Raw genomic sequence first — 10,862 nt, 5'->3', positions numbered from 1 at the left:
TGAGCGAAGTGCAAAAAAAGATATCTCACGCCCTTGTCCTCGGTGGCGGCCTTGCCGGGTTGCTGTCAGCGATAGTGCTGGCCGATCGTGCCGAATCCGTCACCGTGGTCGAGCGGGACAAGTTTCCGGACAGCCAAGCGCATCGCAAGGGAGTGCCGCACAGCAAGCACACGCACGGGCTCGTTTCGGGTGGCGCCCGTGCGCTCGACGAATTGTTGCCCGGCGCAACGGACTCGCTGTTCAACGCCGGTGCGCAACGCATCGGCATCCCGGACAGGTACCTCGCGCTCGGGCCGCACGGCTGGTTTCCCCGCTATCGGGATACCGAGTTCGTGATCGGCTGCAGTCGAAGTCTGCTCGACTGGACAGTGCTGTCCAGGCTGCGGGCCGCGAACAACGTCAGGTATATCGAAGCCGCCGACGTCGTCGAACTGACGGGTGATTCGACACGCGTCACCGGTGCACGGATCAAGAGCCGAGCAACCGGGGAGTACACGACAATCGCGGCCGACTTCGTCGTCGACGCAACCGGGCGGAATTCGGCGGCCCCCGAGTGGCTCACGAAGCTCGGACTTCCTGCGGTAGAAGAAGTCTGCATCGATCACACGATTTTCTACGCCACCCGAATCTACCGCGCACCCGCCGGTGCGGGAGTCGACTTTCCGGCCGTCAACATCCAGGCCAATCCGACACTGGCCCGGGTCAGAGGCTCCGGCATGCTGATCCCTATCGAAGACAACCAGTGGAGCGTCACGCTGTCCGGTGCCGAAGGCGGGCATCCGCCGATCGATGACCAAGGCTTTCGTGATTTTGCCGCCGACCTGCCCCATCCGGTGATTGCCGAACTCATCGCAGCCGCTGAGCCGCTCGGCGCGGCATTCGGGTTCGGTGCACCGGCCAATCGTCGGCGCTATTTCGAAAAGCTCTCGTCATGGCCGAATGGTTTCGCCGTCCTCGGCGATGCGAATACCGTGTTCAACCCGGTTTATGGACACGGCATGGGAGTCATCGCGCAAGCCGCATTGGCTTTGCGTGACGGCTTGCAGGCGCATGGCCCCAGCGGCGCCAAGTTGATTCAGCGCGGGATTGCCAAGACTGCCCAGGATGCCTGGACCATCGCGACAAATGAAGACCTTCGCTACCCACAAACCGTCGGCCCGCGGCCGGGCCGGGCCGGGCAGCTCGGCTATCGATTCCAAGACTGGCTCGGCAGGGCGTCGGCGAACAATCGAGTCGTCGCGGCGGCGCAAATGGAGGTCATCACCTTGGCGGCGCCGCCTACGGTGTTGCTCAAGCCGAAAGTTCTGCTGGAAGCCTGGCGTACGCGCATCGAGGCGCCGCTGACTTCGCCGCCATTCACGCCGGACGAGCAACGAATAGTGGTCGACAGTGCTAGCCGCTGACCAACTCAGCTGATCGGCCGCCCACGCAATCGTGGCCGGTCCCGTCGACGATGGGACCGGCCATGACCTGCCCACGCTGAACACGGTCACCGGCGCTCTCCACCCTCATACATCATCGAGCGCGACATTTTAGCGATCAACTAATGCCAACGTTTGTCCCCGATAAGACGTGCGGGTCGGCCAGGTAGAGTGCTCGGCGTCCAACTTGTCCGTCGGGTCCAGCGTCTTGGCACCCGCTTCCTCCATAGGCTCACCTGGCCCGCGTCAGCACCCTTTTTTCGAGTCATGACGCCGCCGAAAACCGGGCTGTGGAAGGGGATTCGGTCATTGATGGTGGTCCCGAGGCGGATCGCCTCGGTGATCAGGTCGAGGAAGCCGGCGAATACGGGCCTGGCGCTGGCCATTACCGCCTTCTACCTTGCCCCGCGATATCCGCGATAGCGAAAGCCTTTGTGGCGCCGTGCCAGTCGAACAGCAGCCGGATGGCATTCCAGGCTGGCTTGCGAGGTAGCGATCCGCAAATGTGCCTGCCGGGCTCGTTCGGCCTCGAGGTAGTGGTTTTGGGCATATTGTCCGTTAGACGGGCGCTTTGCTGGCCTGGACTCGACGGTCCAGAGATCGAAACGGTCGAGATGATGCAGCGAATTCCGCTTCTGAGCGGTGCCGATAATGGGCTTACGCGGCGTGCGACCCTGGCGCTGCGCCGAGCTGGACGGGCGGTCCAGGTAGCGGTTGTGACGAGTCGGCAGGACATGGAGGCCGGTGGGAACCTCGAGCGCGATGCTGTCGAGCCGGTAGGTCCCGATCGAAAGCCTGCACGGCAGGCAAGGCATCCGACGACCTTCGACGACCAGGGTTCCCACTCAATGACGCCACCCGAAATCCTCCTCGTCAGGAGGGCCGCGGCGCGGTGGAGGATCGGACGCGCAGATCGACCGCCACGATGACGTCGCGGGCCGTCGGCGGCGGGCCATCGAGGGTGCTGATGAGGAGTGCGGCGGCGCGCTCGCCGATTTCGCGGCGGTTCACGCCGATCGTGGTCAACGGCGGTGACAGCGACGCCGAGGTGGGTAGGTCGTCGTGTCCGATGACGGAAATATCCTGCGGCACAAGCAGTCCACAATCCGCCGCTGCGAGATAGACGGCGTGCGCGATGTAGTCGCTGTTGGCGATGAACGCGGTCGGGCGCACCTCGGACGCACGCCGCAATTCGGCGGCGACCGCCACCCGCGCCGCATCGGCGGAGAGTTCGGTGATCACGGCTGTGGCGGTGAATCCGAGTTGCTCGCTGAGCAATTGGAAGTGCTGCCACCGTTCCGGGTCCGGTGATTTATCCGGTGGGGCGATCACCATGGCCAGCCGACGGTGTCCCGCGTCGACCAGATGCCGCACCGCGAGATCCACCGCCGCGTGCTGGTCGGACCGCACACTCATCGTCGCCTGCCGGTCACCCGGGTCGGCCGAATTGAGCAGGACGACAGGCCGTTTGGTCGATGAATGCCATTGCCGCACCTGCCTGCCCGCGCCGATCGGCGCGATGGCCAGCCCATCGATCGATGTGCCGTTCGAGGAGGTGTCTTACCGCGCGGCCGGGGTGAACCATCAGGCTTGGGTGCTGGAATTCACCCAGGCCGGCGAGAACCTGTACGACCGCCTCGACGCACTGATCGAGAACGATCCAGAACTGCGTCGCCGCGTGCGCGTCGACATGTACCGGCGGCTGGGTTACTACCCGACCGAGACCAGCGAGCACTCGTCCGAATATGTGCCCTGGTATCTGCACCATGGCAGTGAAGTGCAGCGGCTGCGGATACCTGTCGGTGAATACCTCGGCATCGTGGCCGACAACGTCGCGGTATACGAACTCACCCGGCGTCTGCTGGCCGAAGGTAAACCGCTGGAGGTGAAGAGCACGATGGAATACGCCCCCCAGATCATTCACAGCATCGTCAGCGACACACCTCGAACCGTGTACGGCAATGTCCCGAACCGCGGCCTGATCACCAACCTGCCCGACGGAATCGTCGAAGTTCCCTGCGTCGTCGACGGGTCCGGCGTTCACCCCCAGCCGATCGGTTCACTTCCGCCGCAATTGGCGGCCTTGAATCGGGCCTATCTGAGCATGACGGGACTGGTCGTATCCGCCGCGGTCGACAACGAACCTCGCCACATCCGGCACGCGGCGATGATGGATCCAGCCACTGCGGCGACGTTGACGGTGGAGCAGATCTGGGCACTGTGCGATGAGATGGTCCAGGCTCACTCCGGTCTGCTGCAACCCGCGTTGCGCGGAACATTGGCGCCCTGAACTCCGACTATTCCGCAGCTGTAGGGGAAAATTGTTGAACCGGCACGCACGCCTGATCACTCTGCTCGAGCTCATCGCCTCGCAAGGGCATGCCGATGTCGACGACACCGCCAAAAGGCTGGGTGTCTCCAGTGTCACGATCCGCCGGGACCTCAATTGCCTGCACGAACGCGGACTCGTGTGGCGCACGCACGGTGGGGCGGTCGACCGGACCGCCGATCGTTCGGGCGCACTTCAGGATGCTCGCAGTGGTCAGAGCTCGAGGAAACAGCGCATTGCTCAGGTGGCCGCCGACATGGTCGCGGCCGGTGCCACCGTGGGTCTCAACGGCGGTACCACGACCCTCGAAGTTGCCCGCGCGATCGCGAGTAGGGCGTCGCGGATGCCCGAGGACTGTCGGCGCGTCACTATCGTCACCAACGCCATCACCGTGGCCGGCGAGCCGACGGTCTGTGGGGGAGTGAAACTCGTGGTGGCCGGTGGGCTGGCGCTACCGGACTCGATGGAGTTGACCGGATCGATCACCAGCGACACCCTGCGCCAGGTCGACCTCGACCTGGCGATACTCGGAGTCGATGCGTTCAGCGTCGATATCGGGGCGCGAACGCGCTGTGCGGCCGAGTCCAGCATCGGCAGGCTGATGACGACTCGGGCCCGCCGAGTCGTCATCGTCGCCGACAGGTCCAAACTCGTCGCCGAAGCCGCGGCGTTGATCTGCCCGGCGAGTGCGGTACACGACCTCATCACCGACCGTGACGCACCTGCGGATCTGCTCCGCCGCTTCGTGGACATCGGCGTCGCGGTGTACGTGGTGTAGCCACGGCTGTTCCGGCGATGGCAGATGTGGAACTTCAGGCCACCACTTGCGCTGTCGCCGGTCGTCGGCCCCGGGCCGCGCCGAACTGGCCGCGGTACTCGCCCGGGGTCAGCTCGACAAGTCTGGTGAAGTGGTAGCGCAATGCCGATTCGGAGCCGAAACCGCTGGCTTCGGCGATGCGTTGCACGGTCCAGGTGGTGCGTTGCAGCAACTCTTGGGCACGCCGTAGGCGGGCCCGGTGCATCCATTCCATCGGTGGGATACCGAGCGTGTCGCGGCAGTGCCGACCGAAGGTGCGCACGCTCATCCCGGCGTGCTGGGCGAGCATGGTCACGGTGAGGGTCTCGTCGAGATGGTCTTCGGCCCAGTACAAGGTGTCGACCAGTGAGCGGGACTGTTCGGGAACGTCCCAGACCGCGCGTTGGGCTTGGTCGCCGTCGCGGCGGATCGGTACGACCAGGAACCGGGCGACCTCGGTCGCGAGCGCCGAGCCGTGGTCGCGGTCGATCAGATGCAGGAGCAGGTCCAGTGCGGCGGTGCCGCCACCGGAGGTGAAGATCGGGTCGTCGGCGACGAACAGGCGCTCGGGGTGGACGTGGATCTTCGGGTGGTCAGCGGCGAGTTGCTCGGCCCAGTGCCAATGGGTCGTCGCCTGACAACCATCGAGCAGACCGGTCGCAGCCACGAGGAAGCTGCCTAGACACAGCCCGACGATGCGGGCGCCGTTGGCTCGCGCGCGCAGGATGGCCGCGCCGACTTCGGGCGGTGGCTCGTAAACCGTTGGGGCGGCGGGCACGACGATCGTGTGCGCCGACTCCGCCCACGCCAGCGACCGGTCCGGGAGCAGTGCGTAGCTGTTGGCGCGCCCGGTTCGGGTGACCGTCGGCCCGGCTGGTCCGGCCACGGCGATCTCGTAGAGTTCGGTGCCCGCGAGATCGTTCGCCGTGGCGAAGACCTGCATCGCCAACGCCAACTCGAACGTCCCGACACCATCGAAACTGAGCACCGCGACCCGATGCGCAGCCTTTGGTGACAGCACAGCCTCTTCCCGCATGAGTTCACACCTTTTGGATCGTGTGGAGTGGAGCTTCGACAGCTTCGTCGCCGCGTGAATGCCCGTGCGCCGGTCGAACACCCGGCCGCGCTCGCCTCGCAGTTGCAGGCGGGACCCGATATCGGATCGATGCCGGCGTCAGGACAGTTTCGCGGTGGGGGCGAAGGCGGGTAGTTTGTCGAGGCTGCTTTGCACGGCTTCGGTGCCGTAGTCGAACATTTGCCGCTCGTACTCCTCGACCGCGCCGATCAAGTCTTGGCGGCCTTGCTCGGCCTCGATCAGGCACCCGCGCAGCAGGTCGGCGTCGCGTAGTGCGGTGTTCGCGCCGTTGCCGCCGGTCGGGGAGGTGGCGTGGATCGCGTCGCCGAGCAGCGTGACCGGGCCTGGTGTCCAACGCTTTGCGGGTTTGACTACCCGGATGGACAGTAGTGTGCTGTTGTCCGGGTCGGCTTGTTCGATCAGCGCGCGCAGTAGCGGGTGCCAGCCTTGCATTCTGGACAGTACGGCGTCTTGCGCGCTCAGATCCTCGAGCGAACCGTGTGGCGGCAGGATCATGGCCCAGCGCACGTAGTCGCCGATGTCGGGCAGTACGACTTCGGGGGCCAGTTGTTCGGCGGCTTGCTTGGGCGGGGTCCGGAAGCGCATTGCGCCCAGCAGCAGGCTGACGCCGTCGCCGGCGATCTTCGAACCGTAAGCCTTGGACAGGTCCGCGAATTCGTCGGTCAGCGGTGTGCGCCCGATGACGAACCGGACGCCGGTGTCGGTCGGAACGGTCTGTGGCGAGAGCACCCCACGCACCGCCGACGTCACACCGTCCGCACCGACGAGCAGATCCGCGATGGCCGGGTCGCGGCGAGCGAACTCGGCCTGAACGGTGCCGTCGGGCTGGACGTCGTAGCCGGTGAGTGCGGCATCGGTGTGCACGGTGAGACCGGTCAGCAGCAGGTGTCGTAGTACTTGGCGGTCGACGACGATGCCGGTCCGGCCCGCGCCGAGCTTGCCGATCTCGTTGAGCTGCGGGTCCAGGATCAACTGCTCAGCCGAGGCGTCCATGACGATCTCCTCCAGCAGCGGGTGCCAGCGCTCCGGTAGGCAGTTGCGCACGGCTTGGAAACCGGTCAGGTTCAACACCAGCCGATAGCCCTGGAACCGGGCGACGATCCCGGGATCGCGTTCGAATACCTGCGCCTCGATCCCGGCACCACGCAGACCCTGCGCGAGAGCCAGACCTCCCAGACCGGCTCCGATAACGGAAACCCGCATCACACACCTCCACAACATCGAAACGAACTTAGTTCGTTATTTACGATCTAAGTTCTACTCGCTGAACTTAGATCGCGTCAAGCTATGCTGACCGGCAGGTCAGCCGATCTCCGTCAACGTCGCGACCGGTCTGGGGTGCTCGACTTCGATCCGCCGGTGCAGGAGGGCGACTCGCGTTTCGCCGGCGCCGCACCCCCGTTCGGATCCTCGAATTCCGTTTCTCCGAACGATGACTCGCCATCAGATACCTACCCAGTGCGCACGCCGCGCACCACCTTCGCACTGCTCGCGACACGATCGAGGAGACCTTCGAGATCGATCTCACCTGCGGCCGTCTGACCGCCTTGCGCGACGGTGTCCCGCATCCGTGCCACCACCTCGGGCGGAGCAGGATACACCTTGGCGTGTGCGGCGGCTTCCTCGGTGAGGTTCGGCGCCGGACCACTGGCCTCGGCGGCATCGATCGCTTCGAGCGCCGCGGCGGCGACTCCGTCCGGCAAGGCGGCGATCCGGCGCGCCAAGTCGTCGACATAGGCATCGAGTTGGTCGGCGGGCAACGCGCGGTTGATCCAGCCGTACTTCTCGGCGAGGTCGGTGCCGTACAGGTCGCCGCTCAACACCACCTCGATGGTGCGAGCACGGCCGAGCAGGCGGTTGAGGTACTGAGTCCCACCGCCGCCGGGAAAGATGCCCATTCGCGTCTCCGGCTGCCCAAGCCAGGTCTGATCCGCCGCTGCGAATCGCATGTCTGCGGCCATCGCGAGCTCGACGCCTCCGGCGCGCAACCGGCCCCTGATCTTGGCGATCGTCACCTGAGGCAGGCGCCGGAACCGTTCGTGGAGTTGCTGCAGGGGGTTGAGGGTGGGGTCGCTTTCCGGATCGCTCAGCGCCATCAGTTCTTCCGGGTCGAACATCCAGTGGAAGTCCGCGTGTGCCGCGAAGAACTCCGGATTGGCGCTGGTCAGCACGATCACTTTGATCGAGCCGTCGCGTTGTGCCAGGTCGGCGAAATGGCCGAGATCTCTCGCGACGGCGACGTCGATCGTATTGACTGGCGGATTGTCCAGGGTGACGGTCGCGACGCCATGGTCGACGGTCACCTGTAGTGCTGAGTACGCGTACGAATCGTTGGTCATGGAAACACCGTATGCCTGGCGATATGCACGCTTCCATGCCTGAATGATTCATATTCTTTGCCGAATTGCTCAACTGTCGACGGATTGACGGCAACGAGAGACGTTCGTAGAGTGAGGTCATGGATCTTCTAGGCGACTGGCTGACCCTGGCCGGCGTTCACGGAACTGTCGGCGCGCACCTCGAGGCCGGCGGCGACTGGAGCGTGCGATGGGATAGCCAGGGCGCCGCCGTGATCTATGCGGTCACCGCAGGCGCGGCATGGATCGAGCCGGCCGGACACGACCCGGTCCAATTGGTAGCCGGTGACGCCTTTCTCGTCGCGTCGGGCACTCCGCACGCGCTCGCATCGAACGTGGGTGCGCTGCCGCGGCGATGCGACACACAGATCGCGGAAGGGACGTCCGAGACCAGAGCGATGCGCCTGGGCACCGAACGACCCACCACGAACATCCTGGCGGCCCGCTACTCCTACGATCCCGCGATCAACACCCAGGTTCTCGCACTGTTGCCGACGACAGTTCACCTCCAGGCCGACTTCGGGGCCAGCTGCCTGGGCGATACCTTACGTCTGCTCGCGCGCGAGCTCGGTCAGCCACAACCGGCTGCCCGGCTCGTCCTGGATCGGCTCGTCGACATCATGCTCGTGCAGTTCCTACGCGTATGGATCGAAGACGCGGCGAAGCGACCGGATCATCAGCTCTTGTCGCTGTTGGGCGCGGCCAACGACCCGATCGTGGGCGAGGTGGTCGGCCTGATCCACGCCGAACCGGGCCGACCTTGGACCACGGAGGCCCTGGCGGCGGCCGTCGCGGTGTCGCGCGCCACCCTGATCCGCCGCTTCGACGACGTGGTGGGGACGACTCCGTCGGCGTACCTCGCTCAGTGGCGGATGGATCTCGCGGCCCGGCGACTCCGTGACACCGACGACCCGATCGAGGCCGTCGCGCATGATGTGGGCTACCTGTCGGTTCCCGCATTCACCAGGGCCTTCACCCGCTCACACGCCCGATCGCCTGCTCGGTACAGACGGTCTGACACCGACCTTCCCGCGTCGCGAGGAGTCCGTGTCGATCAGTGAACCAGCGGGCGGCGTTGGCGTGTGCCCAATGAGCGAAGGTGGTGGCGGCGTCACCGGACGGCAGGCGGTTCTGACCACGACCGGTTCGCACGGAATATGGCCGAAGCTCGAGAGATCCTGACCGGCCTGCGCGAGCGAGACGTGCTGTTCGGGCTCGGCAGCTCGATCTACGACTGGCACGACCCGTTCGGCAAGCTCTTCCTGCAAACCACCATGGTTGCCGAATTCGAGGCCAACCTGAATCACCTGCGCACCCGCGAGGGCATGGCCAAGGCTCGGGCGAAGGGCCGACTCAAAGGCAAACAGCCGAAACTGCCTCTCGCAGCACGGTGATGAAACACCTCGGCTTCCTGTCGCTGCGATGATGGCCCGGTTGAGCAGCCCGTAGGCCGCTACGGCAATCACCGATCTCGGTACAGGTTACGTCCGTGTGATTAACATAATCGCGATGTAATCCCTTGTGACACAACCTTTCTCCCGGATTACGCCGTAAGACAAGCGCGCACACTTTTGTTAGCCTCCGAGGGGGCCCGGCCGGACGGTCGCGGCCCGGACAGCAAGGACGAATCGTCGTCCTGGATCGGGAGATTCGATGCACATACTCGTCGTTCGCCGCGGTATTGCCGCTGCGGGAATCGCCGGAGCGGCGGCCCTCGCGCTGGCAACCCCCGCCGTGGCCACCGCCCAGCCGTTATCCCCTACATCGACCGTCGCGCAATCCCTGCACCCCGGTATCGCCCTGATGGACAACCCGGGCGACGAGGGCAGCCCGCGTGGCAGCGTCGGTAATTCGGGCGACGAGGGCAGCCCGCGCGGCAGCGTCGGTAATCCGGGCGGCGGCGGCAGCCCGGGCGGCGGCGGCCCGGGCCACTAGGTTCTGTCTCGAAGTGAGTGGTGGGGTGCACCGCACAGCGGTGCCACCCCACCAGCATGTTCGGCCGAAGTTGTTGTTCCCGTCGGTATCCAGGTGAGGGCCTCCGGCATTCGGATTGGCGACCAAGCAAAATCTATAAAACTCCGCTCGGCCCGGCGAGTAGCGGCAATGCCGGGCGCCAATCTGTAGTACGTACATGATCGACGTCCTCGGGCATTAGCGAGCGTTGAAAAGCGCTGTTGGCCAACTGGTATGGCTAATCAATCAACACTCTTCAGAGGAGTTCGCGCGTGGATATTCACCCTTTCAGCATCACCGACTGGCGCACGTTCCTGCGTGACTACAGTTTGAAGTTCCTGGACAATTCGAGTTTGCTGCGTGCGCTCGAGGAGAACGGGGCCGGGGCTTTTGTCCGGAGTCACGTCGAACGTGAGGGATGGATCGGCTACGAGCCGGCCAGTGCGGACGCCGTCGTGGCTGCCGAAGAGCGGCTCGGCACTCGACTACCGCCGACGTACCGGAACTTTCTGCTGGCCAGCGACGGCTTTGGCTATGTCGGCCATGTCGATCTGCTCAACGTGGACGAGATCGGTTGGCTTCCCGAACGCGACCCAGAGCTCGTGGAGGCATGGAGCTCCACCATCGACGACACCAATCGCTCGATCCTCGAGCGGAGCTTGTTGATCGCACAAGACGATGGCGGTCCCGGCGTGTGCTGGCTGCTGCACCCCGACGGCGCGGCGCAGGACGGTGAGTGGGCTGCGTACGAGTGGTTTACCGGCGACGGCAGCAGTCCTGATGACGATCGTTACGACAACTTCGGTGCGCTGCTGTGGGATGCGGCTCGGCGATTGGACACTGATTGACACCGCGGCGGGCAACCGTATGTGACCGCGCGAGTCGATGGTGAAACGACTGGCGCGAGGCT

Annotated in this window: 12 protein-coding genes; 7 read left to right on the top strand and 5 right to left on the bottom strand. The window is 65.1% G+C overall.

Features of this window, described 5'->3' with window-relative positions; genetic code table 11:
* The first annotated feature begins 8 nt into the window (after nucleotides 1-8).
* A complete protein-coding gene (locus ACQPW1_RS30455) occupies nucleotides 9-1,403 on the top strand; it encodes an NAD(P)/FAD-dependent oxidoreductase (protein ID WP_433655212.1) in 1,395 nt (464 codons plus the stop codon).
* A 413-nt stretch (nucleotides 1,404-1,816) separates the two neighbouring features.
* Here the strand turns inward: ACQPW1_RS30455 and ACQPW1_RS30450 are convergent, their stop codons facing one another.
* Both ACQPW1_RS30450 and ACQPW1_RS30445 read right to left on the bottom strand, forming a co-directional pair.
* On the bottom strand, nucleotides 1,817-2,266 hold the full coding sequence (locus ACQPW1_RS30450) for a hypothetical protein (protein WP_433655211.1): 450 nt from the start codon (nucleotides 2,264-2,266) through the stop codon (nucleotides 1,817-1,819).
* 28 nt (nucleotides 2,267-2,294) lie between these two features.
* Nucleotides 2,295-2,915, bottom strand: coding sequence for a LacI family DNA-binding transcriptional regulator (locus tag ACQPW1_RS30445; protein WP_433655210.1), 621 nt, complete (start codon nucleotides 2,913-2,915; stop codon nucleotides 2,295-2,297).
* On the opposite strand from ACQPW1_RS30445, the gene ACQPW1_RS30440 reads away from it, so the two are divergent.
* Nucleotides 2,869-3,711 (top strand): hypothetical protein, encoded by an 843-nt coding sequence (locus ACQPW1_RS30440; protein ID WP_433655209.1) that lies wholly within the window; start codon nucleotides 2,869-2,871, stop codon nucleotides 3,709-3,711. The genes ACQPW1_RS30445 and ACQPW1_RS30440 overlap by 47 nt on opposite strands.
* A gap of 34 nt (nucleotides 3,712-3,745) precedes the next feature.
* Complete coding sequence (locus ACQPW1_RS30435; protein WP_433655208.1) at nucleotides 3,746-4,528, top strand: DeoR/GlpR family DNA-binding transcription regulator; 783 nt, start codon at nucleotides 3,746-3,748, stop codon at nucleotides 4,526-4,528.
* A gap of 34 nt (nucleotides 4,529-4,562) precedes the next feature.
* On the opposite strand, the gene ACQPW1_RS30430 is transcribed toward ACQPW1_RS30435, so the two are convergent.
* The 3 genes from ACQPW1_RS30430 to ACQPW1_RS30420 form a co-directional block, all read right to left on the bottom strand.
* The gene (locus ACQPW1_RS30430) at nucleotides 4,563-5,582 is read right to left on the bottom strand and encodes a GlxA family transcriptional regulator (RefSeq protein WP_433655207.1); all 1,020 of its coding nucleotides are present in this window, start codon (nucleotides 5,580-5,582) and stop codon (nucleotides 4,563-4,565) included.
* A 138-nt stretch (nucleotides 5,583-5,720) separates the two neighbouring features.
* Complete coding sequence (locus ACQPW1_RS30425) at nucleotides 5,721-6,845, bottom strand: FAD-dependent oxidoreductase (RefSeq protein WP_433655206.1); 1,125 nt, start codon at nucleotides 6,843-6,845, stop codon at nucleotides 5,721-5,723.
* 248 nt (nucleotides 6,846-7,093) lie between these two features.
* Nucleotides 7,094-7,981 (bottom strand): enoyl-CoA hydratase/isomerase family protein, encoded by an 888-nt coding sequence (locus ACQPW1_RS30420; RefSeq protein WP_433655205.1) that lies wholly within the window; start codon nucleotides 7,979-7,981, stop codon nucleotides 7,094-7,096.
* A gap of 119 nt (nucleotides 7,982-8,100) precedes the next feature.
* Between ACQPW1_RS30420 and ACQPW1_RS30415 the strand changes: the two genes are divergently transcribed.
* The 4 genes from ACQPW1_RS30415 (at nucleotide 8,101) to ACQPW1_RS30400 (ending at nucleotide 10,800) form a co-directional block, all read left to right on the top strand.
* Nucleotides 8,101-9,060, top strand: coding sequence for an AraC family transcriptional regulator (locus ACQPW1_RS30415; protein ID WP_433655204.1), 960 nt, complete (start codon nucleotides 8,101-8,103; stop codon nucleotides 9,058-9,060).
* 96 nt (nucleotides 9,061-9,156) lie between these two features.
* Nucleotides 9,157-9,393 carry a recombinase family protein gene (locus tag ACQPW1_RS30410; protein WP_433655203.1) on the top strand — a complete coding sequence of 79 codons (237 nt, stop codon included), beginning with the start codon at nucleotides 9,157-9,159 and terminating at the stop codon, nucleotides 9,391-9,393.
* A gap of 259 nt (nucleotides 9,394-9,652) precedes the next feature.
* Nucleotides 9,653-9,934, top strand: coding sequence for a hypothetical protein (locus ACQPW1_RS30405; protein WP_433655202.1), 282 nt, complete (start codon nucleotides 9,653-9,655; stop codon nucleotides 9,932-9,934).
* Between the two features lie 290 nt (nucleotides 9,935-10,224).
* Nucleotides 10,225-10,800, top strand: a complete 576-nt coding sequence (locus tag ACQPW1_RS30400) for an SMI1/KNR4 family protein (RefSeq protein WP_433655201.1) — start codon at nucleotides 10,225-10,227, stop codon at nucleotides 10,798-10,800.
* The last annotated feature ends 62 nt before the right edge of the window (nucleotides 10,801-10,862 follow it).

The sequence above is a fragment of the Nocardia sp. CA-128927 genome, from assembly GCF_050955855.1.
Taxonomy (GTDB): domain Bacteria; phylum Actinomycetota; class Actinomycetes; order Mycobacteriales; family Mycobacteriaceae; genus Nocardia.
The sequence above is the reverse complement of the archived record's forward strand: the minus strand, read 5'-3'. Positions and strand labels throughout refer to the sequence as shown.

Bases quoted from the DNA above. Each gene is read 5' to 3' on its own strand.
- ACQPW1_RS30430 (WP_433655207.1), bottom strand. From the start codon at position 5,582: ATGCGGGAAGAGGCTGTGCTGTCACCAAAGGCTGCGCATCGGGTCGCG.
- ACQPW1_RS30425 (WP_433655206.1), bottom strand. From the start codon at position 6,845: ATGCGGGTTTCCGTTATCGGAGCCGGTCTGGGAGGTCTGGCTCTCGCG.
- ACQPW1_RS30420 (WP_433655205.1), bottom strand. From the start codon at position 7,981: ATGACCAACGATTCGTACGCGTACTCAGCACTACAGGTGACCGTCGAC.
- ACQPW1_RS30415 (WP_433655204.1), top strand. From the start codon at position 8,101: ATGGATCTTCTAGGCGACTGGCTGACCCTGGCCGGCGTTCACGGAACT.
- ACQPW1_RS30410 (WP_433655203.1), top strand. From the start codon at position 9,157: ATGGCCGAAGCTCGAGAGATCCTGACCGGCCTGCGCGAGCGAGACGTG.
- ACQPW1_RS30405 (WP_433655202.1), top strand. From the start codon at position 9,653: ATGCACATACTCGTCGTTCGCCGCGGTATTGCCGCTGCGGGAATCGCC.